This window comes from Gracilimonas sp. B-17 (genome assembly GCF_056857935.1).
This window is the reverse complement of sequence record NZ_JBSXOA010000011.1, coordinates 588,909-615,410: the sequence shown is the minus strand read 5'-3', so window position 1 is coordinate 615,410 and position 26,502 is coordinate 588,909. Positions and strand designations below refer to the sequence as shown.

Sequence of the window (26,502 nt, the reverse complement as noted above, 5' to 3'; positions counted from 1 at the left end):
CAAAGCTAATGGTCAACCGTTAACGATTTTTAAAAGCCCGAAGTCCTTTATCCAGAAATGCTATAAAATCTTCTTTTTTACTATAGCCAAGGCTCTGAGCGATCACCCTTTCAGTTTGGGGATCTACGATGGCGTAAGTTGGCAATGCTACGTTACCGGTCAGTTCAAACTGAAACATCTGGTTTTCGGGACCATCGGGACCACCGTCCGTATACAGTTTTACCAGTTCCATTTGCTCGAATCGTTCAACCACTTCAGCCAGTGGAAATACATTGGACTCCATAGCCCGACAGTTTGTACAGGTGTATCCTGTAAAATCAATAAAGATCGGAACACCTTCTTGAAGAGCAATTTCTTTAGAAGCTTCAAAATCCTTGGACCATCCTTCATCTACACTGTTAGCAGCACCTGTACCTCCAGTAGTACCGATGGATGCCACTAAACTGACATCCGTCGCTTGTTTTGGAGGTAAAAAAGCATCCCAAATTCCAAGTGAAGACCCCAAAAGTCCCGGTATGAGATAAAAACTAAATAACAAGAATGGAATGGCTAACAGCATTCTTCCTGTGGATATACTTTCCGGTTTTTTCTCATGCTTAAGTGAATAGCTGCCAAGCAGGTATAATCCTGTGAGCAGAAATATGGCGATCCATGCCGCAATTGTCAGGGGACGTGAAACAACTCCCCATTCCCAAACCAGATCTACATTAGACAGGAATTTGAAGGCTGCTGCCAATTCTATAAAACCGAGGATCACTTTTACGATATTCATCCAGGAACCACTTTTGGGTAGTGATTCCATCCATTTTGGGAAAACTGCCAATATTACAAAGGGGCTTGCAAAAGCAGCAGAAAAACCGATCATTCCTATGATCGGATAAAACCACTCCCCCCCGGTCGTGGCTGCAAATACTCCTCCAACGAAAGGTGCTGTACATGAAAATGAGACGGCACTGATCGTCAAAGCCATAAATAAAATACCGGCGACTCCTGAGCTTTGATTGCTTTTGCGATTCAACCAATTGGTAAGCTGATGGGGTAACTGAAGCTCGTACATACCCAGCAGGCTGAAAGCAAAAGCTACAAGAACAAAAGCGATAAATAAATTAACCCATGGGTTTGATGCAAAATTCTGAGCCCCGGAAACCCCGAACACGGCTGCCAGTAAAATACCTAAAAGTGTAAATGTAGCGACAATAGCTAAACCAAAGAGAAAGGCTTTACCTACGGCTTTGCCACCCTCATCCTGTTTGGCAAAATAGGATACGGTGAGCGGGATCATAGGGAAAACACATGGGGTCAATAAGGCTGCAAAACCGGCAAGAATAGCGATCCATAGGAAGGAAAAGATCCCATCTCCTCCAATGGCTGATTCTCTGATCTCAGCCTGTGAACCTGATACTTCGGCAGTATTACCATCAGAGAGCGCTTCAGATACAGGATCGGCTGCTACTCCGGTTACCATAACCCCTGCCACAATAGATTTAGTAGTAGGCGGTAAACATACCTTATCATCACACACCTGATAATATACTTCAATATCCAGGTTTTGCCTTCCTGTTTCAGAAGTTTTGACTGCAACAGGAATGGTGAACTCAGCAAAATTACTATGCCACCCTAATTCGGCTTCAAAGTTGGGATCGAATTCAATATCTGCATCCGATTCCTGAGCTTGTCCGACGATCACAAAATTGGCCGATTTGGCAGAAAATTCAGTGGGGAACGGGCCAGCGTCCTTATCATTAAGGACAGAATATAAGTGCCAATTACCTTCGATAGAGGCATCCACCTTAACTTCAAAGACCTCCCCCGCTAATACGGAATCAGGTGCTTCAGAGAGGGTGAATTTGACAGGATCAGGTATTTGTGCCTGAATAAAAAATGGGGATAACATCAGAATGATGATCCCCATTAATTTGATTTGCAATGATTTCATTTAAACTAATTTCTGTAGTTGTTCAGGTTAAACCTGTTCTAAGATGATGTACACTGAATGAAACTTACTTTTTTCGAAATTAGTGCCTGAAATCCCGAATGATTAGTATCATTCGTCTTTGACAACCCAAAATTTAACTTGTGGTTTCAGGTCACCTACCAGGCTTACAGTAGCGGTATATTCACCGAGACCTTTAACTTCCTGATCAAGTGTAATATCTTTTTTCTCAACAAGAATATCACGCTCTTCCAGTGCCTTGGCAATATCTGCGTTGGTAACGGTACCGTGGATCTTGTCTTCATCGCCGGTAGTTACTGAAATAGTAAGTGAAGTTACTTCAAGTTGTTTAGCCAGTTCTTTGGCTTCATTTACAGTCAATTCAGCCTGACGTGCAGCTTCTTTCTTCAATCTTTCAAGTTCCTGAATGGCTCCTTTAGTTGCCATTACTGCTTTGCCTTGTGGGATCAGGTAATTTCTACCATATCCATCCTTCACATCAACAACTTCTCCGGATTGTCCTAATTTTTCTACGTCTTCTCTAAGAATGATCTTCATAATACTGTTCTATAAATTTTATCGAAGGTTTTCAGCTACATACGGCATCAGTGACAAAAAGCGAGCTCGCTTGATGGCCGTTGTTAACTGGCGTTGATGTTTTGCACTTGTTCCTGTAACACGACGTGGAAGGATCTTTCCCTGATCGTTGGTAAAGCGCTGAAGGGTATCAACATCTTTGTAGTCAATGTACTCGAGTCCGGCACGTGTGAACTTACACTGCTTAACTTTGCGCTGATTCTTTTTCGGGTGTGATGGATTCTTAATCATAATTCAATTCCTTTAATGAGTTTTGCTGTTTAATCGTCGTCTTCTTCGTTGTCCTCATCTTCGTCTTCAATAGCGAAGATATCAGGAACTTCATTCTTTCTCTGAAGCTCTCTGTGACGCAACATTTTTGCATCATATTTGAGGGTTAAAAAGCGAAGAACGTTATCGTCAATACGTAACTGTCGTTCAACAGAAGCGATCGCTTCAGCAGGAGCTGTGAAGTACATATTCACATAGTATCCACTTCCTTTTTTGTCGATGTCGTATGCAAATTGACGCAAGCCCCACTCATCAACTTCATCAATTTCACCGCCGTTATCTTCGATAAGCTTGTTAACTTTATCAACGGTCTCTTTAAACATGTCCTCTTCGAGAACAGGATTTATGATATAGGTAAACTCGTAATAGTTTTTGCTCATTTTATATATGTTTTTCTTTGGGTGCTTTCTGAGATGAAAGCAGTCACTCTGGTACTTTACCGAGCAACAGAAGACCTGAAGATACGCTTTTTTTAGCCATTATTACAACAGCAGAATTGTATAACAAACTTTGTCTTTACTCTGCTTCTATAACCGTGTTCAGATATAGATTTAAAGTAATAAAATGATTCTCCGGTTACGGCATATAACCATGAATATGCTTAAGCCCCTTTTATGAGCTAACGTCCTCTATTGACCGGGCGAGATCAATATCCTTTTGAGTTACTTTATTACCTGCATCATGAGTACTCAATGAGATCTTAACTGTGTTGTATACATTGAATAATTCAGGATGATGTCCATGTTTTTCAGCTTCCAAACCAACCCTTACAATAAAACCAAGGGCTTCGCTGAAATCACCGAAGCTAAACTCTTTATTTAGCTTATCATCTTTGAATTCCCACCCGGTTAATGAATTAAGTTCTTTATCGATATTTGATCGCTTCATTGGGTCTGCCATATCTACGCTGTTTTAGATTATCGTTATTACTATTTACACTTACAGAGTGAGTCTGAATTCAAAATAGTTCCATAAACCCACCTTCATTTCTGATTTCAATGAATCACCTGTGAACTTCATTATCCCTTAATATAACCTGCCTATTGTTCGTGCTCTTAAATTAAATATTTGTGTAAACCCGGAACGCAAAAGTCATTTACAATATTTAAAGGATATGAGACACCACTTTTGATAATCTTTCAGAGGTTATTTAACTATCTCTATTATTTAAATATCGTTGGTTCACCTGTTCTAATAAAAGTCTAATTAACATTTTAAGAATATTTCAGAATTTGTATGTTAATGAGCATTAGAAAATTAATAACAAACCTAGTATTGTCTAAATTTTGAAGTCATTATCAGCTCAAAACCTCATTGCCTCTTTTATCAGCCTGATGGCTTTTTGGTATGTTATGAGTGGTTTTTTTGATCTAACACACTCTGTGATGGGGATTGTGAGCGTGGCAATCGTGATGGCTGTAAACTACAGGCTTAAGGCACACTCATATTTTGCTGATGAAACGGATGTGATCAAAGATCTGAGGTTCATTTATATGCCCTATTACTTTGGCTGGTTACTGGTACAGATCATTACTTCAGGGATACAGGTTGCCAGAATTTTGTTAAGTCCTTCTTTACCTATTAAGACATCCGTGGTAAAGTTCAGGGTTGAATTTCCTAATCCCCATTGTAAAATGATTCTCGGAAACTCTATCACTCTGACACCGGGCACCTTAACTGTTGACATAATCGGAGATGAATTCATTGTTCATTCCATATCACCGGTTTCATTTGAAAGCATTGCCAGTGATGTAATGCCTCAAAAGGTCTTAAAATTGTTTAAAGCAGAAGCTGAACAGGTTGTGTACGATTTCAGGGTCATCCATAGCAAAGAGGAGCTGATCTAATGGAAAGTTTCTTCCTTTACAGTGCCGTCATACTTACTGCTATTATTGCAGTGCCTGCCTACCGTGTCATCAAAGGTCCAACAGTTTTTGATCGCCTGGTAGGCACTAATGCCATTGCAACCAAAACGATCGTTTTGATCTGCCTTATTGGGTTCATTTATGACAGAATAGGCATGTTCATAGATATCACACTGGCCTATGCTATCCTGGGATTCGTAGGCTCGCTAACTATTGCAAAATACTTCTCATCTGAGAACACAAATTTCCGTTACGATGATTGAGATCAGTAATATCCTGACCATATTTTTTGTTGTTGCAGGTATCTTCTTTCTCCTAATCGGGAGTATTGGCACAATACGGCTGCCCGATTTTTATTCAAGAACTCATGCCACCAGTAAGAGTGATACCCTTGGTATGATGCTTATCATAATCGGTTTGATCATATATGAAGGCTTTAATATCAACAGCGGAAAGTTATTCCTCATACTCCTGTTCATCCTACTGGCTAACCCGATCGGTGCTCACGCATTGGCAAGGGCTGCAATTAATTCTGGGTTGATGCCAACCTTCAAAGATAATGGCAAGAAAAAGGAGGATGGCTGATGTATTGGGAGCTGGAACTTATTTTATTCATTTTTTTATTGATCACCGCACTTATTGCTCTTGAGTCTAAAGACCTGCTTGTAGCTGCAGTGATGTTAACCCTATTCAGTTTTTTGATGGCTCTTTTATTTACGACCATGGGAGCTGTTGATGTTGGATTTACTGAGGCTGTTGTAGGTGCAGGTGTCACCGGAATATTATTGGTCGTAGCAATTTATCAAACCACATTCAAAACAGAAGATTGAAGTACCTTAAACTACTTTTGATTCTTGTATTTGCGTTACTGCTTTTATTCGCTGCATCAGATCTTCCTTTTCGGGGAGATCCTGACAATAGAATGAATCAGCGAACGAGCATGACAGGTACAGAAGTGCCGGGAAATTACTATATCCGTGAGGCGTATAACGATGCTCACACACCGAATATCGTGACAGTGGTACTTGGTGACTATCGTAGTATTGATACCCTGGGAGAACAGATCGTGATCTTTACAGCCGGTATGATCACTTTCCTTTTATTAAGAAAACGGAGGGAAGACGATGATAAATAGGTCTCCCAGCCCGATCATTCTACTAGGCACCCGTTTCCTCAGCCCATATATCATGCTTTTCGGGTTTTATGTGATCTTCCATGGTCATTATTCGCCCGGGGGTGGATTTCAGGGAGGTACTTTACTTGCTGTTTCGCTGTTGCTGGTACGTATTGCCAGTGGGACCAGGATCGCAAACCTGCAGTTCAAAGATTATTTGGCAACCCCATATGCTGCCATTGGTGTTATTATCTATTTTGGAACCGGTTTACTCGCACTGATCATGGGAGGTTATTTCCTGGATTACGAACAACTTCCAATTCCGGGATTAGAAGGTGCAGACCTCAGATACTGGGGCATTCTGATCATTGAACTTGGTATAGGCCTAACCGTAATGACCGTTTTAGTCCTGATCTATGATAATATGGTAAAAGGAGAAGATTATGCTTGAGTTCTTTATGGGCCATTATGCTTACTGGTTTACCATGATCCTGCTATCGGTAGGATTGTATGGCATGCTGTTAAAAAAGAATTTGGTGAAAAAAACGATCGGCCTCTCGATCTTTCAGGCCGGTGTAATACTATTTTTTGTATCTGTTGCGATGAAAGAAGGTGCTACCGTTCCGGTGAAGGCTTATGACCTTCCTGTAAGTGAAGTGTCAAATTACATGAATGCCCTGCCACACACCTTAATGCTGACTGCCATTGTAGTTGGTGTGGCAACCCTTGGAGTAGCTTATGCCCTTCTGATCAATATTTACAATCGTTACGGTACCCTGAACGAAGAAGAACTTATAGATAAGATTCAATGATAGGATCAGAGATACCGGCCTTAATACCTGTTACCTATATTCTGTTTGCTATCCTGGTCCCACTTATTGGGTTATGGAAGCGTGAGATCGTATGGCATTTAAGTGTTTTAGGATCCGGATTGGCTACTTTCTTTTCAGCCTGGGGATTCCTTCATCTTATACAAACCGGTGAAACGATCCGCTACTTTTTTGGTGGATGGGCACCTCCCATCGGCATTGAATTTGTCTATGATGGACTGGCAGCCTTCATGGTTCTGGTCATTAATACCGTCGCATTTTTGGTTCTGATCCATTCAAAACAGGTCAGTAAGGCCGAATTCCCCGATAAAAAGATGCCGTATTACACAATAGCCATGCTTATGATGCTTGGTTTTAATGGCATGGTCCTAACGGGTGACCTTTTTAATTTATATGTTTTTCTTGAGATCTCATCCCTATCCAGTTATGCCCTGATCGCCATAGGAGAAAAACGCGCACCCCACGCTTCTTTCCGTTACTTGATAATTGGTACGGTTGGTGGATCTTTATATCTACTGGGAGTTGGATTTCTTTATACAGTAACCGGTACCTTGAATATCATTGACATGCACGCAATGTTACCGCAAGTGATCGGTCACTCTTCAGTAATAGCCGCACTCGTACTTATGGTAGCGGGAATTGGCGTGAAAGCTGCCCTTTTTCCTCTGCATGGGTGGCTCCCCGATTCGTATACCTTTGCCTCTTCCTCTTCATCAGCTTTGATCGCCCCTATTGGAACAAAGGTAGCTGCATACATACTTTTTAGAATTGTACTCTTTTTATTTGGAGTAGAACTGATCGACGACCAGCTTCCTATAACCACCATCATAGGTATTTTTGCTGGTATTGGCATTCTTTACGGTTCCATCATGGCAATTGCACAGTCGGAGCTCAAGAAAATGCTGGCCTACAGTTCAGTTTCTCAGATAGGTTATATTATCATGGGGCTTAGCCTTGCCAACCCATTTGGATTTATTGGGGCGATACTTCATGTTTTGAATCACGCTTTGATGAAAGCTCTTTTATTTATGGTCTCCGGAAGCTTAAGACTTAAAGAAGGCCATTCACTCATTACAAGGTTTGATAATAGTTACCGAAAAAAATACCCCTGGACGATGGCTGCCTTTACTACCGCAGCGATCTCAATGGTAGGTCTTCCACCACTTGCCGGATTTTTCAGCAAATGGTATCTCGCATTGGGAACCATTGAAAACAGCAATTGGATATTACTCTCGGTCATACTCATCAGTTCACTTTTAAATGCTGTGTATTTCTTTAGAATATTGGAAAAAGTCTATTTAAATGATCCCGATACTGAACCTTCCGGAGAAACTGAGATTGTAGAAAGAGACGAAGTTGGATTCAGTATGATGTTACCAATGGCCATTATGGCAATTGGTTTATTAGTAGTAGGTATTTTCAACGCTTATATCGTAAATGTAATTTTCACCATGTTTCCGGCAGGATTTTAAATAGGTAAATAATCGCAATGGAACTTACATATGTCCCTTTATATGCTGTACTGGTATCGCTGGCTGCGGTACCGTTCATCTTGCTGAGTTCAAAAAAACCGAATCTCCGCGAGTTCTGGACCATCCTTGCCGGTGTCATTAAATTCCTGTTGGTGCTCACCCTACTTCCATCAGCCTTGCAGGGAAATACGATTGAACTCGAATTGATCGAGATCGCCCCGAATTTACCGCTGGTACTCAAAGCTGATACCTTTGGCGTATTCTTTGCACTCATCGCCTCCGGACTTTGGATCTTCACCTCCTTTTACTCCATAGGCTACATGCGTGGTCATCATGAAAAAAAGCAAACACGGTATTTCGCCAGTTTCGCCGTTTGTTTGAGCTCAACTATTGGTATTGCGTTTTCAGGCAACTTACTGACATTTATTATCTTCTATGAGATGCTAACGCTTGCCACCTATCCCCTGGTTATTCACAGCGAAAGTAAGAAAGCCATTGCTGCCGGCCGCAAATATTTAAGCTATACTCTTACTGCCGGACTTCTGTTGATAGCCGCAGCCGGTATCACATATTCGATCACCGGAACGCTGGACTTCGTTCCCGGTGGTATATTTGGTGATGTCGAGCTAAGTAAGTCAATGGCAGTGATCATATTTTTACTGTTTCTTGGAGGCGTCGGGGTTAAGGCAGGTATCATGCCATTGCATAGTTGGTTACCATCTGCCATGGCAGCTCCAACTCCTGTCAGTTCACTTTTACACGCTGTTGCAGTAGTAAAGTCTGGAGTGTTTGGTGTGATCCGTGTGGTTGGGTTTATTTTTGGACCGGATGTAATGGCTCAGTTTGGTTTGAACGACATCTTAATGGTACTGGCCGGATTTACCATCATAGTAGCTTCACTCCTGGCCTTCGCACAAGATAATCTAAAACGAAGATTGGCGTACTCCACGGTAGGGCATCTTTCTTATATCGTTCTTGGTGTTGCATTACTAACCGAGACAGGACTTATTGGGAGTATCTTACATATTTCCTTTCACGCTACTATGAAGATCACCCTTTTCTTTTGCGCGGGGGCGATCATGGTGAATTTGCATAAAAAGAATATCAGTGACCTTAATGGAATAGCTAAAGTAATGCCATGGACCATGGCAGCTTTCACCATAGGTTCAATGGGACTGGCCGGAATCCCTCCGGTTAATGGTTTTGTAAGCAAATGGTATCTGGCATCCGGGGCCCTTGAAGGCGGAATGCTGGTACCTGTCATCATTTTTGTAGTAAGTGGATTACTGAACGTGGGATATTTTTTCCCCATTATCCAGAGAGCTTATTTTAGGAAAGGAGGCCCGGAATTAGAAGGTCATACCGAGGCATCCCCATTTATGGTGGTTCCTTTATTTGGCACGGCCGTTCTTTCCATATTATTTGGATTGAATCCTGATCTGTTTTTCCACTTTTTCGATATGGCTTCATCTGTAGCTTCAACCATCTTTAATTCTATCTGACCATGAAGAACTGGCACTGGATTTTATTGGGATTACTTTTGATCGTGAGTCTGATACTGGAATTTACCTATCTGGCTGACTACGACTCACATTGGTGGAACAGCATCCCGGCATTTTATGCTTTATGGGGCGGATTGGGAGCTATTATTCTGATATTTGGTTCTAAGTTTCTTGGCAAAATATTCATCTTAAGCAACGAAGATTATTATGATCGTTGAGCTCATATCTATACCTGCCACTATATTGATACTGGGTGCCCTTGTGTTGCCGCTGATACCGGAACGGGCAAGAAGCACTGCCTTCATTACCTTTCCTCTGATCGCATTGGGTATTCTCTGGAACCTGCCGGAAGGTGATCTGCTGCAGGTCTCATTTGCCAGTTATGAGCTGCAACTCCTGTCCGTAGATGGCTTAAGCCGTATTTTTGGTATCATCTTTTCACTCATTACCATTATTGGTGGTATTTACGCCTATCATATTAAAGACCTGGGCCAACAAAGTTCAGCCCTTGCATATGCAGGTGGTGCTTTAGGTGTAACATTTGCCGGCGATTACTTTACCCTGTTCATTTTTTGGGAGTTGATGGCTGCTGCCTCAGCCTATCTGATATGGGCAAGAAGAACCACCGAATCTGATAAAGCAGGAATGCGTTATATACTGGTTCACATTTTTGGAGGAGGGTTATTATTTACCGGAATACTACTGCATTTAAATTCAGGTGGGTCTTTGTATATCGAACAGATATTGCCTGAATACACCCTTGCCAATATATTCATCCTTTTAGGTGTGGCCTTGAATACAGCTGTGCCTCCCTTACATGCGTGGCTCGCTGATGCTTACCCAAAGGCAACAATTACCGGAGCCGTTTTTATGTGTGCCCTAACCACCAAATCAGCTGTTTATGTTATGATCCGGTTGTTCCCGGGCTGGGAGATCCTTATTTGGGTCGGTGTGATCATGGCAATATATGGAACGATATATGCTCTGCTGGCAAATGATATTCGAGAGATATTAGCCTATAGTATAATTAGTCAGATCGGTTATATGGTCACAGCAATAGGTATCGGATCTGAACTCGCCCTTAATGGTGCAACTGCTCACGCTTTTAATCACATTATTTACAAATCCCTGCTATTCATGGCAGCTGGTGCCGTGATCTTTTCAACCGGTACAAGTAAGCTAAGTGAACTTGGGGGGTTGGCTAAAAAAATGCCTTTGATCCTTGGTTTGTATATGGTCGGAGCGTTTTCAATTTCCGGAGCTCCCCTTTTGAATGGTTTCATCAGTAAGACGATGATCTCAGGTGCCATGGGTGACGCTCATCTTGAATGGCCTATTCTCTTATTAATCATTGCTACTATTGGTACCTTTATTCATACCGGTCTTAAACTACCATATTATACCTGGTTCAAGGAAGGATCTACTGAAATTGAACTAAGATCCATTCCCGGCAATATGAAGATCGCAATGGGATTTGGGGCTTTATTCTGCATCTTGTTTGGCTTGTCGCCCCAACTGCTTTACAATCAATTGCCATTTGTCACCGATTTCCACCCCTATTCAGTTTACAATGTCGTCGAAATGACCCAAATACTGGTTTTGGCATTCATAGCCTTCTGGTTCTTCAAAGATCGCCTGAATACCTCTTCAAGTATTTCACTGGATACCGACTGGTTCTATCGCAAACCGGCTGGTATCGTTGAAAAATTATTCGTGACATTGCCTAACCGTTTGTTTGGCAAAGCTGAACAGTTCGTTTATTCTATTGCAGGTCGGGTTTCAGTCCTTTCAAAGAATCCCCTAAAGCTACTTTTACCATCATTTGCTGCAGAAGGACGAGAAATAAGTTCTGACGGGTTTTCTGCTTCAATAGGTGCAGCACTCTCATTTATCTTGTTCGGCTTTATTGTCGCCCTTCTCGTGATCCTCATTTGAATCTTTCAGTAAGGAGCACCCCGTTCATATTTCTTTTCTATAAGAGTATAATCCGCTTATCTTTACTTCTGTAATAAATAACGTATTAAAATATCACGATCATCCAATTGAACAATTCAAGATCATTTTCGCTGTTAGTTCTGATCTTTGTATCAATATTGCCACATGCCTCTTTAGCACAGGATATCCCCGGAAACAGCAATAGAAATATTACTGTAATTGATACCCTGGAATACGCTTTCTTGCCGGCATTAGGGTATAATAGTGACTTTGGCCTTATGGGAGGTGGGATCGTGAGTCGATATTATTATAAGGATGGGATCAAACCTTTTAATTCTTATATGATAGCGAATGCCGTTGCATCTACAAAAGGGTTGTTCTCGGCTTCTGTACTTTATGACAAACCCCGGATTTTCACCAGAAGAGAACGATTAACTACAGAATTCTTCATTTCCAGGTTTTTAAACGATCAGTTTTATGGGGTTGGCACCTATGAGAACCTGACCCCATCAATATCAGATGATCAGGAATTCTATTACTACGAATCCTTCTCTTTTGGGATCGAAACCATACTCAGACATTCGTTGAATAAAGACCCTCTCGGGAGAACATCCGATATATATCTTGTGGCTGAATTTGATTATCACAACCCGGTGAATATCCAACCAAATTCATTTATTTACCAAATGAGTCCTGTTGGCTTGGAGAACTCAGGAACTGTCTCCCTTGGAACCGGCTATATTTATGATAGTCGTGACAGTGAGTTTGATCCACGTCGTGGATTTTACGGAAAGGCGGGTTTTCGATTGATCAAAGATTATACAAGGACAATTGACATTTTCCCTCTTTTTGAAAGTGAAATCAGAACCTACCATAGTTTCCATCTAATCAGGGATATCACTTTCGCCAACCGACTCACATTCAATCATTTATCAGGTGAAGCTCCATTCCGAAAATATCCTGTTATTGGCGGCGAGGAAACCATGAGAGGTTATCCTGAAAATCGCTTTATTGATGAAAATGCTTTATTGATGAATACGGAACTCAGGACTTGGCTGTTCGATTTTCCAACCTATGATGTAAAATTTGGAGGAACACTTTTCTTTGATATTGGCAGAACATTTAGCAACGACACTCCAATGCAGGACGTCATAGACGACCTTAAATATACCCATGGGTTAGGCGGAATAAGTTCCTTTTTTAACGAGAATTTTATATTCAGAGCTGACCTGGGCTTTTCTGAAGATGGTTATGGGCTCTATTTTACAGCCGGTTATCTCTTTTAACTGATCCCATTCTGGATCAATAGGTAGAACTAAGCAATTCCCGGTTTCTATACATGATATCTTTAGCCTTTTCCTTCAATAATGCAGCTGCATCCATAAGCATGAACTCATCATTGGGAAATGGAACTGAGTTTCGTTCAATTATATCTTTAGAGTCCTGACTCAATGCTCTCTCATCGCCGGTAAATGAACCGGATATGTGTTCAAAAACGGCTGTTACGCTAATATTTTCTGATCTCACCAATTGTTCAGTTCGCAGATCCACATAATCCAGGCTTCCACCAACCATGGCCTCTTTGAACTGACGCTGGGTTTGAATTTCAGCGGTCACATTCACCATATTCGGTACTTTAATGTCGTTACCCAATGAATCTTTCATAACGTTTCCACGGTCATCCAATACATATCTTGTGCCATCCTGAATCTCAGTGATCTCTGAGTATTTTTCACGCTCCAGGCCTTCAGGACTCATTGAAATTCTGTTGATATTCAAAGCAACGAAATAATCATATTCTACATCCTCATTTTCATAGACACTGTATTGGATCCATCGGTTATTAAGGTCTCCGAGGCTAATTTTTCTCAATTCTGATTCAAACCTATCCGGTAACATAATCTCTGAATTATTCTCTACGACAAACAATACCTGGTTCGTTCCAAGGTATGCTGCTTCTCTTTGAAGATCATTAACATCTTTATAATTGGGATAAAGTGATTGAACATTCTCAAATTCGTAAAAAGCCCTTCTTGCATTTTCCTTTCCACCCAGATCCAGGTAATCCAAACCCTGTTGATAGGCAGTTTCAGCTGCTTGTTCTTTTGATGCAATGAGCTGATCGTCATAGTTAACGATCCTGAATTCATTCATGAGTCGTGACGGTAGCGTTTTGATACGATCCTGACGGCGGTCCAATCTCCCATAAAGCTGATAAATGCGAACATAATTCTCGCTTCTACCCTCTTTTTCAAGAAATGAGATCTGCTCGAGGTCAAAGGTGTTTGCCTTGGTGTAAGCCTCTTTGAGTACATACAGCTCTTTGTCGTTACCGGGGTCTTTGCGAAGTTTTTTTACCGCTTTTTCAATGGCTCGATCATATTCCTCTTTTTGCAATAATTTTTCTGAAGAATTACATCCGGTCAGGATCAAAACTGAAAATAAGAGTACAAATATTCGTTTAACCATGTTTTACCTTAATGTTTGTTGATAAGAGAATGTAATAAAGACCTGATAAATTCTTCTATTAAAAAACAGCAATGGATCTTTGACGTCTCAAACAAAGAAATAAAATAGCCCTATACCACCTGCGATCCAGCAATAATAGGCAAAATAATGAAAACCTCGTCTTTTCAGGATAATAATGAGATATTTTAAAGCATAGTAACCTGAGATAAATGCAGCCAGAAAACCGATCACCAGGTTAATTAGTGCTGCATCTGAGATACCTATCTCCACAAGTTCTTTAACTTCCAATAACATAGCGCCTGCTATCACGGGTATAAGCATAAGAAATGAAAAGTTCGCTGCAGCTTCCCTTTTTACTCCAAGCCACAGGGCTGTAGAGATCGTGGAACCTGAACGACTGATCCCGGGTATCATTGCAAAAGACTGCGCTATACCAATAAGGAAACTCTTTGACAGTGAGACCTCATTGGATGTATCTTTCACAAACTTTGTGGAAAAAAGCATTAAACCGGTTAAGATCAGCATTCCGGACACTATTAACGGAGAAGAGAATATTGACTCAACTTGTTCTTCCAAGGTAAATCCAACGATCATAGCGGGGATCATACTCACTAAAATAAACCCGATCAGTTTAACATTCGGTTCCTCTTTATGTTCGGATGGAGCCCCTAAAAAGCTGATACCTGAACTAATGAGTTCCCAGATGATCTTACGGTAGTAGACAAGAATACTGCATAGAGTACCAAAGTGTACAACCACTTCAAATGTGATACCCGTTTCAACTTCAACCCCAAGAATTTGTTTACCTAAAACAAGATGCCCCGAACTGCTAATTGGTAAAAATTCGGTTAAGCCTTGAATAATACCTAATAAAAAAGATTGTAAAATGTCCATTTATTATATTTGTTCACTTTTTTAAGGCGAGAAAATAATCATATCATCAGCTAATACTAAATAAAGAAATCATAAATATGAGCGAATTCGCAGTAGATATGGAAGCACTGACCAAAAAGATAGAGAATGACAGTGCATTCATTGAAGACATCAGAAACGAACTAAATAAGGTAATCATAGGTCAAAAATATATGATAGACCGGTTGTTGGTTGGATTACTGACAAACGGGCATGTATTGCTTGAAGGGGTTCCGGGCCTGGCTAAAACGCTCACAGTTTCGAGTCTGGCAACAGTATTGGCAACCTCATTTCAGCGTATTCAGTTTACGCCAGATCTGTTGCCTGCCGACCTGATCGGTACGCTCATATATAACCAAAAAGAAGGTGATTTCTTCGTTAAAAAAGGACCGATCTTTGCCAATATCATTCTGGCTGATGAGATCAACCGTTCACCGGCTAAAGTACAGAGTGCCCTGCTCGAAGCCATGCAGGAGAAGCAGGTGACCATTGGTGAAAGTACCTTCTTGCTGGAAGAACCATTTTTAGTGCTAGCAACGCAAAACCCTGTTGAACAGGAAGGAACCTATCCACTTCCTGAGGCACAGGTTGACCGATTTATGCTTAAGCTTAAGATCGACTATCCTACTGAAAAGGAGGAAATGCAGATCATGCGCATGCAGGCAAAAACAGGGGAAAAAGAAAAACTTAATAAGGTGGTTGAACCACAGAAGATCCTGGAAGCCCGCAAGACGATTAACGAGATCTACATGGATGAAAAGGTAGAACAATATATCATAGATCTTGTGTTTGCCACACGTAAACCAAAAAATTATAATCTGGATGACCTTGAGGACCTGATCAGTTTTGGAGCCTCACCAAGGGCAACCATTAATCTGAATCTCGCAGCTCGTGCACAGGCATTTATGGAGCACAGAGCCTATGTAACACCGGAAGATGTGCGTACCATTGCTATGGATGTACTGAGACATCGCATCATACCTACCTTTGAAGCTGAAGCTGAGGATATAGGACCTGAAGACATTATAACCAAGATCATGAATAACGTTCAGGTACCATAGACCTTTAAACTATATCGGCCGGAAATTAAAAAGCCTCACACCCTTTCATCAGGTTGTGAGGCTTTTTTATCATGTCATGTCATGTCATGATCTCATTCATTTTCGTCTTTATCAGACTTCTTGTTCATTTGATCATAACCGATCGGAATGGCAAAACATAGAATTGCTAAAGCGGCGATTATGATTGTTGCTGCATCAATTTCCATTTCATTTTCATTTTAAGTTCATAGGTATAGCGATCCATTGTTATATGGAATGTGCTTTTGAAGTGTCTGAGATACCGATCTGAACTAAGTATGAAAATGAAATGGGAAGATAAGTTTTCTAATCCCAAGGCCTGGCTCGATATAGATGCTGTCTCTCTTGTACTCTTCCTGTTTATTTAGAAAGTGGTTGGCCCTTACCTGACTTTCCAGTAAAACATGTTGCTCTGTTGATTCCTCAGAATGAATGAGTTGGTTCTGAACATTCTGCGTTTCTCCTGACCCGTTGTTATGAAACGAATAGTATAATGCAAGCTGTGGCGGTAGTGACTCATCATTGATCTTTACCCCTGATTCTTGGATTTGCGATATGGCAGAGCCTGTACTAAAACCGCTAACTGAAGAAGCGGTCAGTATCACAAAACAAACAGAAATATATAAGATCCGTAACATTTTCATGAACGAATGTAAGGGTTTTTAGGTGTTTTATACATAAAAAAAAGCCTCGTCCAAATTAATGAACGAGGCCTTATATCATTTAGCTATAAAGTGAAGATCACTCTTCTTCATCAGATTTTTCTTCTGCTTCTTTTTTAGCTTTTGCAGCATCTGCTTTTTTCTGAGCTTCAGCTTTTTCCTTTTCTTCCATATCTGCTTTCAAAGCTGCCAATCCTGACATTTCACCAAGTGTTGGAGCACCGGTTTCCATGTTAGAGGTATCAACCTTCTTCTTGGCTTTTTTGGCCTTGTCCTTATCAGAATCCAGCTGGCTCAATTCAATGTTCTTGCTGTTTTCGTCAAAGTTAAGAACAAAGGCATCTTCTACCTTGTCGCCTTCCTTGTACTCAGCTTCTGTAGCTTTGGAGTAGTTAAGGAATGCTTCAGCTCCTAATGGAAGCTTAACAAATACGCCTTTATCAGTAGTCTTGATAACTTCACCTTCAACTTTGTTTCCGGGTGCGTATTCTTTAGCATATTTCTTCCAAGGGTTGTCTTCAACCTGCTTGTGTCCAAGTGTGATTCGTCTGTTGTCGAAATCCACACCAAGGATCACAACTTCGATCTCCTGATCTTTATCTACGATCTCGTTTGGATGATCTACTTTCTCAGTCCAGCTTAGGTCAGATACGTGGATCAGACCGTCAATACCCGGCTCAAGCTCAACAAACACACCGAAATTGGTGAGGTTGCGAACAATGCCTGTATGTTTTGAACCGACTGGGAATCTTTCCAGGATGTCTGCCCATGGATCTTCCTCAAGTTGCTTAACACCAAGAGATATCTTTTTCTCATCTTCGTTGATATTGAGGACAATACATTCGATGATGTCGTCTTTTTCAACTAACTGTGATGGGTGTTTGATATGTTGTGTCCATGACATTTCAGAAATGTGGATCAAACCCTCAACGCCTTTTTCAAGCTCGATGAACGCACCGTAATCGGCAATAGATACCACACGACCCTGAACTTTCATTCCTTCAGGATACTTCTCTTTGATTCCTTCCCATGGGTGAGGCTGCAGTTGTTTCAGACCCAGAGAAACTCGTTTACTCTTTTCATCAAAATCAATAACAGCAACGTTCATACGCTGATCCAGTGAAACGATCTCGTTTGGATCATCAACACGTCCCCATGAAAGGTCAGTGATGTGCAACAGTCCGTCAACACCACCAAGATCGATGAACACACCGAAGTCAGTGATATTCTTAACAGCACCTTCAAGCACCTGACCTGCCTCAATAGATTCAAGAATTTCTTCTCTTTGGTCTTCAAGGTCAGACTCAATAAGAGCACGGTGAGAAACAACAACGTTCTCAGCAGCCATATTCAGTTTTACAACCTGGAATTCCATGGTCTTGCCTACATAGGCATCAAAATCACGAACCGGACGAACATCGATCTGCGAACCGGGAAGGAAAGCATCAATGCCAAGTACATCCACAACCATACCACCTTTGATACGTCGTTTGATGTAACCTTCAATGATATCACCATTGTCATGTGAAGATTCAATTTTCTCCCATGCTTGCAGAATATCCGCTTTACGGCGGGAAAGAATGAGTTGGCCTTCCTTATCTTCTACGCGATCAAGGAAAACTTCGATCTCATCGCCCACTTCCATTTCTTCGAGGGCTTCATTGGAGAACTCATTAACCTGAATAATACCTTCAGATTTAAAGCCGATGTCAACAACAACATATTTGTCATCAACGGAGACAACACGGCCTTGTACGATTTCTTTTTCTTCAATTTCGTTGAGGGTATCTTCATACATACCCACCATCTCATTGTATTCTTCATCAGAGTATTCGTCAGAAGGTCTTTGAAGGTCTTCAAGTTTATATACATCACCTTCTACATCACCTGAAAATACGTGAGTAAGTGTTTCTTTTCTCTCTTCAGCAGCTGTTTCTTCTGCCTGGGTTGCTACTTCTTCTTCAGTTGCAACTTCTTCGGTTTCGTTCGCAGCTTTGGTTTCTTCGACCGGTGCTTCAGCTGCTTCGTTTTGTTCTTGTTTCGTTTCTTCTGTCATTATGTTTGGTTATTGGTTTACCTCACAATTGACTTTCAACTGTGGGATAAGTTAGGGTTTACTTTATGTATTCTGTTCTGATAACTTCGTTTTTATCATATTACTAATGAAAGTGACCTGATCTTCAAAAGTCATATCAGAGGTATTCACTTCAATAGCGTCATCGGCTTTTTTAAGAGGATCTGAACTTCTGTTCGAATCTCTATCATCCCGTTGAGCTATATTATTTTTAATTTCCTCAAGTGTAACTTCAGGATCGGTTTCCTTTATCTCATTATATCTGCGCCTGGCCCGGGTTTCCAGATCTGCCACCATATAGAATTTAAGCTCAGCATCAGGGAACACTGCGGTTCCAAGATCTCTTCCATCGGCTATATAAACGTCATGCTTGACTGCTTCTCGCATTAAATTATTTATATAGGCCCTGACTTTAGGATCTGAGGCTACTTCACTTACATTATCAGAGACATTCATATTTCTGATATCCTCGGTGACATCCTGCCCGTTTAAGAACGCATGAAATTTTTCTTTTTTGAAATAAAAGGAAATCTCACTTTCTTCAAGTTGTTCAAAGAACGATCGGTTATTGTTGTGGCTGTTCAAATAAACAAGAGTAGCCACGCGATACAACGCTCCTGAGTCAAGAAATTGAATCTGAAGGTTTGCCGCTACGGCTTTTGCTGTCGAACTTTTTCCTGAGCCTGCTGGCCCGTCAATTACCACTATCATAACAGATCAGTTAAATTAAACTTATATTGTTAATTATTCAATCATTTCTTGTTTAATATTTGCATAACTCTTAATTTTGGGATCTCGATAAAATTCGAGGAATGATTAATTTTAAAAGCATATTAAACAATGCCAATAACCCAACAAGCCAAAAAACGTGTACGTCAGGCTGAGCAACGCCGTAAGCACAACCGAAGCAGACGTTCTAAAATGAGAACGCTTATTAAGAATGTTTACGATATTTCTGACAAGAGCAAAGCTGAAGAGGCACTCAAAGAAGCTGTTTCTTACCTTGATAGAATGAGCGTTAAAGGAATTATCCACGAAAATAACGCAGCCAGAAAAAAAGCACAGCTTACTAAGTACGTTAACAACCTATAGATCTTAGTTGGATGGCCAACCCTGAGTCAAAAGCACTGCTTGTCATTTTAGATGGATTCGGGTTGGCTGAAGATCCAACCGTCAGCGCAATAGATAAAGCTGATAAGCCCTTCATTGATTCCCTGTTCGAGACATGCCCTCACTCCAAGCTTTCCGCGAGTGGGGAAAACGTAGGATTACCAGATGGACAATTTGGGAATTCTGAAGTAGGTCACCTAAATCTTGGTGCCGGAAGAATTGTTTGGCAAGAACTTTCGCGAATCAACAAAGCTATCAGAGACGGTTCATTCTTCGAGAATGAAGCACTATTGGCTGCTATTGAGAAGGCTAAAGAAAAAAATAAGATCCATTTGATGGGTCTCTTTTCTGATGGCGGCGTTCATAGCCACAACGAACACTTGTTTGCCCTGCTCAAATTGTGCAAACAACATGGTATTGAAAATGTCTATGTTCACGCATTCACAGACGGTCGTGATACCTCTCCACATGGTGGCATAGAGTATGCAAAAGAATTTGAACATCAAGCTGAAGAGATTGGTGTTGGTGAGATCGCAAGTATCATAGGCCGATATTATGCCATGGATCGCGATAACAGATGGGAGCGAATTGAGCTGGCTTATGACCTTCTGATCCACGGCAAAGGTGAAAAATTTGATAACACGGAGCAAGCCTTCAAAAGTTCGTATGAGAACAATATCACGGATGAGTTCATCAAACCCATTCTGATCAATGATGACCCGTCCTCCAGAATTGAAAAAGAAGATGCAGTTATCTTCTATAATATTCGAGGCGACCGTGCCCGTCAGATCTCAAGAGCACTAAATGAAAAAGACTTCTCAGAGTTTAAGGCTGAGAAACTTGATCTTCATTACACTACTTTCACTTCATACGATCAGACCTTTAAGTTCGCTAAAGTAGCTTTTCCTCCACAGGTACTTAACAATACCATGGGTGAATGGATCAGCCAAAAAGGAATGAAGCAATTTCGTATAGCTGAAACCGAAAAATATCCTCACGTTACTTATTTTTTCAATGGTGGAGTTGAAACGCCCAATGATGGAGAGGATAGAACAGTCATTCCCAGCCCGAAGGTTGCCACTTACGATCTTCAACCGGAAATGAGCGCAGAAAAGGTGGCAGACACCCTGTGCGAAAAGCTCTCAACGGAAGAATATCAGTTTGTAGTACTCAATTTTGCTAATCCTGATATGGTTGGTCACACCGGTGACATGAATGCCGCAATAGAGGCCGTTGAAGCTGTGGATATTCAGCTTAGAAAGGTTATAGAGACAGCAAATAAACATAACTACCGATCACTGATCATTGCTGACCATGGTAATGCTGACTGCATGATCAAAGAAGATGGAAGCCCTCATACTGCTCACACTACCGCCATGGTACCGGCTATCATTGTTAACTATCCTGAACAAATTAAGATGCATGATGGCATTCTGGCTGATGTATCACCAACAATATTAAAGCTCATGGGCTTGGATCAGCCTGAAGAAATGAGCGGCACACCATTATTTTAATACTTCTCTCAAGCATTTAGTTTGCATTTACTACACCGCCCTACTACCTTCGAGTAGTGATGAACTAAAGATGTGTTAGACACGTTTTTAAATACATCAATAGAAACTATTATATACCAAAAGGACTAAGGAACACGCCAGATGGAGGGAAATTTTTCAAGTAAGGTTCGTGATGTTATTCAATTCAGCCGTGAAGAAGCGCTGAGATTGGGACACGACTACATCGGAACTGAACATTTAATATTAGGAATTGTACGTTTGGGCGATGGTGTTGCAGTCCGGATCTTAAAAAACCTGGATTGCGACCTTTTTAAACTCAAAAAAACAATAGAAGATACTGTAAGAGGTACCGGCGGGTCGGTACAGGTCGGAAATATACCACTCACAAAACAGGCAGAGAAAGTATTACGCATTACCTATCTGGAAGCAAAACTGTATAAAAGTGACACGATCGGAACCGAGCACCTGCTTTTATCATTGCTCAGAGACGATGAAAACATTGCAGCACAGATCCTCCAGCAATTCAGCATTTCTTATGATGCTGTTCGGGAGGAACTTGATCTGATCATATCCGGTAAATCACGGGATGATCAAAGTGATTCTTCAACCATGAAAGCAAGTGCCGCTGCTTCAAAAGGACCCAGCGGCTCGGGCAGTTCCAGAGAGAAAAAAATGGATAAATCAAAAACTCCCGTCCTGGATAACTTCGGGCGTGACCTGACTGAGCTTGCTGAAGAAGGCCGCCTTGATCCGATCATTGGACGTGAAAAAGAAATTGAACGTGTAGCTCAGGTACTGAGCCGCCGAAAGAAAAATAATCCGGTCTTGATCGGTGAACCCGGCGTGGGAAAAACTGCTATTGCTGAAGGACTTGCTTCCCGTATCGTGGAACGTAAGGTATCCAGGGTTTTATATGACAAGCGCGTGATAGCTCTGGACCTTGCAGCATTAGTTGCAGGCACCAAATACCGAGGTCAGTTTGAAGAGCGGATGAAAGCCGTCATGACAGAGCTCGAGAAAACGGATGATGTCATTCTTTTCATTGACGAACTCCATACAATTGTGGGCGCCGGTGGGGCCAGTGGTTCCCTCGATGCTTCTAATATGCTTAAACCGGCACTCGCACGCGGTGAGGTCCAGGCTATTGGTGCAACTACTCTAAACGAGTACAGACAGTTTATTGAGAAAGATGGAGCCCTTGAGCGTCGCTTCCAGAAGATCATGGTTGATCCAACTACACCGGAACAGACCATTGAGATTCTGAATCAGATCAAATCAAAATATGAGAAACATCACAGTGTCAGATATACTGATGATGCCCTTGAAGCATGTGTTAAACTCACAGATCGCTATGTTTCTGACCACTTCTTACCCGATAAAGCAATTGATGCTTTAGATGAAGCCGGAGCCAGAGTTCACTTATCGAATATCACGGTTCCACAAAATATCATCGATCTGGAAGAAGAGATCGAAACAACCAGCGAAGAAAAAAATTCAATGGTTAAGAAACAGCGCTTTGAAGAAGCCGCACGACTGCGCGACAAAGAAAAACGTCTTATTGAAGAGCTGGAAATTGCTCAGCAAGAGTGGGAAAAAGAATCAGAAAACATTGTATATGATGTTAATGAGGAAGACGTGGCCTCTGTCATTGCTATGATGAGCGGTGTTCCTGTAAATAAGATCAGCCAGAAAGAGGGACAAAAACTTCTGAAGATGAAGGAAAGTCTCTCTGGCAAGGTGATCGGTCAGGAAGAGGCGATCATCAAACTCACAAAAGCTATTCAAAGGACCAGAGCCGGTCTTAAAGACCCTTCTCGCCCTATTGGTTCATTTATATTTTTAGGGCCTACAGGAGTTGGTAAAACAGAGATGGCCAAAGTTCTTTCAAAATATCTGTTTGATAAGGAAGACACCCTTATTAGAATCGATATGAGTGAGTACATGGAAAAATTCTCAGTTTCGAGATTGGTCGGAGCTCCTCCGGGATACGTTGGATATGAAGAAGGTGGTATCCTAACCGAAAAAGTAAGGCGAAAACCTTACAGCGTGGTGCTTTTGGATGAGATCGAAAAAGCTCACCCTGATGTATTCAACATACTGCTTCAGGTTCTGGATGATGGAATTCTAACTGACAGTCTTGGCCGAAAAGTAGACTTCCGAAATACGATCATCATCATGACATCTAATATAGGTGCCCGTGATATTCGTAACATGGGTAAGGGAATCGGCTTTGATACTGATGACTCACCTTTCGACTATGCGAAGATGAAATCCACTATTCAGGATGCTCTTAAGAAAGTTTTCAATCCTGAATTCCTTAATCGTATTGATGATGTCATCACCTTCAAGCCACTTGAAAAAGAGGACATTTTCCAGATCATCGATCTGTTGAATGAAGAACTATTTGACAGGATCAAAGAACTTGGCTTCGAAATACAAGTTACCAAGGCTGCTAAGGAGTTCATCACTGATAAAGGCTTTGATCAGAAATATGGGGCGCGTCCACTTAAACGTGCTATCCAGAAATACATTGAAGATCCTTTGGCAGAAGAGATCCTTGAAAATGAACATAAAGCCGGTTCTGTGATCAAGATCAAGATGAACAAGTCCAGAGATGGATTGGATTTTGACTGGACTGAAGCAGATCCTGCTGAGCCTGAGTCTGAAAATGGAACTTCAGCTTCTGACCATGAGGAAGATGCCTCAGAAGAAGCGAAGAAAGCATAACAGACCAATAATTCTATAAAATTTAAAAAGCCCTGTTCATTGAGCAGGGCTTTTATTTTATCCATACCTGTTGAAAACGTACCAGAAATTAAAATTGAATTCTAATATCCACAGGATTATTGAAACCCTCTAACCGATATCTGTAGGCACTATTTCTTTGCAGGGTAATCGGTACTTTAGAACTGACCCCAAGCTGACCATCAAATTCCTGCCTTTCAATAGTTCGCTGCTCAATATTGATCGCGTGAAATTCGATATCAGATAACCTATTACCCCTTGATTCAGCTGTCATAGCGACTATAGTATTCTCATCCGACACAAAGGTTGCAAAATATAATCTGGACCTGAAACTTGTGCTTCCAATTCTTTCACCGCTTAATATATTGTAGACTCCAACCCTTCCGTTAGATCTGATAGTGACAAAGTTTCTGTTTGTTGAAAACTCAAAATCCATGATCGACTGATCAAATGAGATAGTATTCAATTCATTGCCGAAACGATCAAACAATGATAGCTGGTCATCTCCACTTCCAAAACTTATCACCCCAATGAACTGTCCGTCATTTGATATTTTTACACTCCTGATGGCTCGGTCTGAGCTATAAAAGAAGTCTTCAGTAGTATAATTAGACTCCACAACCCTGGCTCTTGATCCTTCAATGCCATCTCGTACGATCTTGGGGTTGTATAAGACTATAGTTTTAAAAGCTGGGTCTGCAGCGAGCTCAGAGATAGATTCCCCTTCCGTACTTTGTGAACTGTTTGAGACTGATTGTGCTATATCAGCTCTGGCATCATAAAAAAGAAAGTTGGCAATATTTTCCCTAATTATGAATGAACCGTTCAAACCTGTATAGATCTTAAGAGACTCATCACCGGGAGCAGTTGATATATCAGATGAATAAAGCTGTTCAGAGCCAATTGAGTATATACCAACTTGATCTGCTTTCAGTACAGTAGAGATCCCGGTAATGCTATTAATATCACCGGATAGTACCGATGCTGAATTTAAAAATGAATCCTGCCCCAGGTTCACCTTTTTTCCGGCGACTGTAAAAACCTGAGAGGCATTATTTCCACTGACAGAAACTGATATTTGTGCAACTGCAGTAGTATTAAAAAGGAATAAAATTAAAGCGATTTTTGTGAGATAATTCATAAATACATTTGATAAAATTTTCGGTGCAAACTTACTGAAAAAAAATAAGAGCTATAAGTTTAATATGGATCTTGCCAGAGCTTGTAATTACTTATTTTAAACAGTACCATTTCAAAAAAAAGAAACCTTTGATCTCATTTTTAAGTGTGTTTCCACCCTATCGTGGTGGAATTGCAACATTCAGTGATTTCTTATTCGATCAATTACAGGGTAGAGTTGATATTAAGGCTTACAACTTTACTAACCTGTATCCTTCTCTTTTGTTTCCGGGTAAAAGTCAGTACCTGGATCCAAAGGATATCGAAACAGAATATGCAAACAGGTTACTTCATTCCTGGAACCCATTGAACTGGAAACAAACTGCCAGTGAAATTGCCATAGAAAAGCCTGAGCATCTTCTCATAAGCTATTGGCATCCGTTCTTTGTACCGGCTTTTATAAGGATAATTGCACACGTTCTAAAGAACTCTCCCGATACAAAAATCTCAATACTTGCACACAATGTCCTGCCGCACGAAAGGTTTCCACTTGGAAAATTCCTGACCAAGATATTATTGAAAAAAGCAGATCATGTCATAGTTCTCTCCGAAAAAAGTAGATCTGAAGCTGATACTCTTTCTATCAGTACAAAAGTCACTAAACTATTTCATCCTGTCTATGAACAAGATCACCCGGATAAAACGAGATCTAAACTGAGGAAGCAGTATAGTTTTTCCGATGACGAATTTGTTTTGCTTTTCTTTGGTTTGATACGGCCCTATAAAGGTTTGGATCTGATGATCAAAGCCCTCAATGAAATGGATCTGAAAGCTAAAGGTATCCGTCCGTTTATAGTGGGAGAATTCTATATGGATAAAGAACAGGTTCTGTCAAAAATTAATGAGACACATCGAAAGTTCTATACCATAATAGATCGATTTGTTAGCGATCAGGAAATGGCTGAGATCTTGACATTATCGGATGCTATGGTAATGCCTTATCGCTCTGCTACTCAAAGTGGAATTCTGGCAAATGCCATTAATTTTAAACTGCCCTGCATCGTATCCGATCTTGATGGCTTAACTGAGCATATTGAAGCGGATAAAAGTGCCCTGGTATTTCCTTCAGAGAATGTACCAGAATTAAAAGAAGCTATTTATTCGATCTTGAAAATTGATACACGCACGACTATAGTCAATCATTTGGAGAAGATAAAAGAAGAGCTGAGTTGGCAAGCGTTTACAGACCGTTTACTGGGTAAACTAATTGAAGAAAATCCTTAAAAGTATTTGCCTGCAA

General features: G+C 40.9%; 28 protein-coding genes. 17 read left to right on the top strand and 11 right to left on the bottom strand.

Annotated elements, in window-relative coordinates; translation table 11 throughout:
* Window positions 1-19: 19 nt before the first annotated feature.
* The 5 genes from AC13FX_RS07555 to AC13FX_RS07535 form a co-directional block, all read right to left on the bottom strand.
* Complete coding sequence (locus AC13FX_RS07555; RefSeq protein ID WP_482879936.1) at window positions 20-1,936, bottom strand: protein-disulfide reductase DsbD family protein; 1,917 nt, start codon at window positions 1,934-1,936, stop codon at window positions 20-22.
* A 108-nt stretch (window positions 1,937-2,044) separates the two neighbouring features.
* Window positions 2,045-2,491 (bottom strand): 50S ribosomal protein L9, encoded by a 447-nt coding sequence (gene rplI / locus AC13FX_RS07550; RefSeq protein ID WP_482879934.1) that lies wholly within the window; start codon window positions 2,489-2,491, stop codon window positions 2,045-2,047.
* An 18-nt stretch (window positions 2,492-2,509) separates the two neighbouring features.
* A complete protein-coding gene (gene rpsR, locus AC13FX_RS07545; protein WP_482879933.1) occupies window positions 2,510-2,761 on the bottom strand; it encodes a 30S ribosomal protein S18 in 252 nt (83 codons plus the stop codon).
* Between the two features lie 29 nt (window positions 2,762-2,790).
* Window positions 2,791-3,180: a 30S ribosomal protein S6 gene (rpsF, locus tag AC13FX_RS07540; RefSeq protein WP_482879932.1), complete on the bottom strand. Its 390-nt coding sequence runs from the start codon at window positions 3,178-3,180 to the stop codon at window positions 2,791-2,793.
* A gap of 232 nt (window positions 3,181-3,412) precedes the next feature.
* Window positions 3,413-3,688 carry a 4a-hydroxytetrahydrobiopterin dehydratase gene (locus AC13FX_RS07535; protein WP_482879931.1) on the bottom strand — a complete coding sequence of 92 codons (276 nt, stop codon included), beginning with the start codon at window positions 3,686-3,688 and terminating at the stop codon, window positions 3,413-3,415.
* Between the two features lie 398 nt (window positions 3,689-4,086).
* On the opposite strand from AC13FX_RS07535, the gene AC13FX_RS07530 reads away from it, so the two are divergent.
* From AC13FX_RS07530 to AC13FX_RS07475, 12 genes are all read left to right on the top strand, one after another.
* The gene (locus tag AC13FX_RS07530; protein WP_482879930.1) at window positions 4,087-4,647 is read left to right on the top strand and encodes a Na+/H+ antiporter subunit E; all 561 of its coding nucleotides are present in this window, start codon (window positions 4,087-4,089) and stop codon (window positions 4,645-4,647) included.
* The gene (locus AC13FX_RS07525) at window positions 4,647-4,928 is read left to right on the top strand and encodes an MrpF/PhaF family protein (protein ID WP_482879928.1); all 282 of its coding nucleotides are present in this window, start codon (window positions 4,647-4,649) and stop codon (window positions 4,926-4,928) included. Before AC13FX_RS07530 ends, AC13FX_RS07525 begins: the two co-directional genes overlap by 1 nt.
* Entirely contained in the window at window positions 4,921-5,250 is a 330-nt protein-coding gene (gene mnhG / locus AC13FX_RS07520) for a monovalent cation/H(+) antiporter subunit G (protein ID WP_482879927.1), read from the top strand. The genes AC13FX_RS07525 and mnhG overlap by 8 nt, the downstream gene beginning before the upstream one ends.
* Window positions 5,250-5,495 carry a Na(+)/H(+) antiporter subunit B gene (locus AC13FX_RS07515; RefSeq protein WP_482879926.1) on the top strand — a complete coding sequence of 82 codons (246 nt, stop codon included), beginning with the start codon at window positions 5,250-5,252 and terminating at the stop codon, window positions 5,493-5,495. The genes mnhG and AC13FX_RS07515 overlap by 1 nt, the downstream gene beginning before the upstream one ends.
* On the top strand, window positions 5,492-5,800 hold the full coding sequence (gene mbhE, locus AC13FX_RS07510) for a hydrogen gas-evolving membrane-bound hydrogenase subunit E (RefSeq protein ID WP_482879925.1): 309 nt from the start codon (window positions 5,492-5,494) through the stop codon (window positions 5,798-5,800). Before AC13FX_RS07515 ends, mbhE begins: the two co-directional genes overlap by 4 nt.
* Entirely contained in the window at window positions 5,790-6,230 is a 441-nt protein-coding gene (locus tag AC13FX_RS07505) for an MnhB domain-containing protein (RefSeq protein ID WP_482879924.1), read from the top strand. Before mbhE ends, AC13FX_RS07505 begins: the two co-directional genes overlap by 11 nt.
* A complete protein-coding gene (locus AC13FX_RS07500) occupies window positions 6,223-6,591 on the top strand; it encodes a cation:proton antiporter subunit C (RefSeq protein ID WP_482879923.1) in 369 nt (122 codons plus the stop codon). The genes AC13FX_RS07505 and AC13FX_RS07500 overlap by 8 nt, the downstream gene beginning before the upstream one ends.
* Window positions 6,588-8,081 carry a proton-conducting transporter transmembrane domain-containing protein gene (locus AC13FX_RS07495; RefSeq protein ID WP_482879922.1) on the top strand — a complete coding sequence of 498 codons (1,494 nt, stop codon included), beginning with the start codon at window positions 6,588-6,590 and terminating at the stop codon, window positions 8,079-8,081. Before AC13FX_RS07500 ends, AC13FX_RS07495 begins: the two co-directional genes overlap by 4 nt.
* A 17-nt stretch (window positions 8,082-8,098) precedes the next feature.
* Window positions 8,099-9,583: a monovalent cation/H+ antiporter subunit D family protein gene (locus tag AC13FX_RS07490; RefSeq protein ID WP_482879921.1), complete on the top strand. Its 1,485-nt coding sequence runs from the start codon at window positions 8,099-8,101 to the stop codon at window positions 9,581-9,583.
* A 2-nt stretch (window positions 9,584-9,585) separates the two neighbouring features.
* Window positions 9,586-9,801: a hypothetical protein gene (locus AC13FX_RS07485; protein ID WP_482879920.1), complete on the top strand. Its 216-nt coding sequence runs from the start codon at window positions 9,586-9,588 to the stop codon at window positions 9,799-9,801.
* On the top strand, window positions 9,791-11,518 hold the full coding sequence (locus AC13FX_RS07480; RefSeq protein WP_482879919.1) for a Na(+)/H(+) antiporter subunit D: 1,728 nt from the start codon (window positions 9,791-9,793) through the stop codon (window positions 11,516-11,518). The genes AC13FX_RS07485 and AC13FX_RS07480 overlap by 11 nt, the downstream gene beginning before the upstream one ends.
* 107 nt (window positions 11,519-11,625) lie before the next feature.
* Window positions 11,626-12,804: a BamA/TamA family outer membrane protein gene (locus AC13FX_RS07475; RefSeq protein ID WP_482879918.1), complete on the top strand. Its 1,179-nt coding sequence runs from the start codon at window positions 11,626-11,628 to the stop codon at window positions 12,802-12,804.
* Window positions 12,805-12,820: 16 nt separating this feature from the next.
* On the opposite strand, the gene AC13FX_RS07470 is transcribed toward AC13FX_RS07475, so the two are convergent.
* Window positions 12,821-13,987 (bottom strand): hypothetical protein, encoded by a 1,167-nt coding sequence (locus AC13FX_RS07470; protein ID WP_482879917.1) that lies wholly within the window; start codon window positions 13,985-13,987, stop codon window positions 12,821-12,823.
* Window positions 13,988-14,074: 87 nt separating this feature from the next.
* Complete coding sequence (locus tag AC13FX_RS07465; protein WP_482879916.1) at window positions 14,075-14,881, bottom strand: undecaprenyl-diphosphate phosphatase; 807 nt, start codon at window positions 14,879-14,881, stop codon at window positions 14,075-14,077.
* Window positions 14,882-14,958: 77 nt separating this feature from the next.
* Between AC13FX_RS07465 and AC13FX_RS07460 the strand changes: the two genes are divergently transcribed.
* Window positions 14,959-15,960 (top strand): AAA family ATPase, encoded by a 1,002-nt coding sequence (locus AC13FX_RS07460; RefSeq protein ID WP_482879915.1) that lies wholly within the window; start codon window positions 14,959-14,961, stop codon window positions 15,958-15,960.
* A gap of 290 nt (window positions 15,961-16,250) precedes the next feature.
* On the opposite strand, the gene AC13FX_RS07455 is transcribed toward AC13FX_RS07460, so the two are convergent.
* The 3 genes from AC13FX_RS07455 to cmk form a co-directional block, all read right to left on the bottom strand.
* Window positions 16,251-16,616 (bottom strand): hypothetical protein, encoded by a 366-nt coding sequence (locus tag AC13FX_RS07455; protein WP_482879914.1) that lies wholly within the window; start codon window positions 16,614-16,616, stop codon window positions 16,251-16,253.
* Between the two features lie 103 nt (window positions 16,617-16,719).
* On the bottom strand, window positions 16,720-18,696 hold the full coding sequence (rpsA, locus tag AC13FX_RS07450; RefSeq protein WP_482879913.1) for a 30S ribosomal protein S1: 1,977 nt from the start codon (window positions 18,694-18,696) through the stop codon (window positions 16,720-16,722).
* 63 nt (window positions 18,697-18,759) lie between these two features.
* A complete protein-coding gene (cmk, locus tag AC13FX_RS07445) occupies window positions 18,760-19,425 on the bottom strand; it encodes a (d)CMP kinase (RefSeq protein WP_482879912.1) in 666 nt (221 codons plus the stop codon).
* 129 nt (window positions 19,426-19,554) lie between these two features.
* Between cmk and rpsT the strand changes: the two genes are divergently transcribed.
* The 3 genes from rpsT (at window position 19,555) to AC13FX_RS07430 (ending at window position 24,065) form a co-directional block, all read left to right on the top strand.
* Window positions 19,555-19,806 (top strand): 30S ribosomal protein S20, encoded by a 252-nt coding sequence (gene rpsT / locus AC13FX_RS07440; RefSeq protein WP_103665587.1) that lies wholly within the window; start codon window positions 19,555-19,557, stop codon window positions 19,804-19,806.
* 11 nt (window positions 19,807-19,817) lie between these two features.
* The gene (gene gpmI, locus AC13FX_RS07435) at window positions 19,818-21,338 is read left to right on the top strand and encodes a 2,3-bisphosphoglycerate-independent phosphoglycerate mutase (RefSeq protein ID WP_482879911.1); all 1,521 of its coding nucleotides are present in this window, start codon (window positions 19,818-19,820) and stop codon (window positions 21,336-21,338) included.
* A 141-nt stretch (window positions 21,339-21,479) separates the two neighbouring features.
* Window positions 21,480-24,065 carry an ATP-dependent Clp protease ATP-binding subunit gene (locus AC13FX_RS07430; RefSeq protein WP_482879910.1) on the top strand — a complete coding sequence of 862 codons (2,586 nt, stop codon included), beginning with the start codon at window positions 21,480-21,482 and terminating at the stop codon, window positions 24,063-24,065.
* 88 nt (window positions 24,066-24,153) lie between these two features.
* On the opposite strand, the gene AC13FX_RS07425 is transcribed toward AC13FX_RS07430, so the two are convergent.
* On the bottom strand, window positions 24,154-25,224 hold the full coding sequence (locus AC13FX_RS07425) for a hypothetical protein (protein WP_482879909.1): 1,071 nt from the start codon (window positions 25,222-25,224) through the stop codon (window positions 24,154-24,156).
* A 128-nt stretch (window positions 25,225-25,352) separates the two neighbouring features.
* On the opposite strand from AC13FX_RS07425, the gene AC13FX_RS07420 reads away from it, so the two are divergent.
* Window positions 25,353-26,486 (top strand): glycosyltransferase, encoded by a 1,134-nt coding sequence (locus AC13FX_RS07420; protein WP_482879908.1) that lies wholly within the window; start codon window positions 25,353-25,355, stop codon window positions 26,484-26,486.
* Window positions 26,487-26,502: the final 16 nt, after the last annotated feature.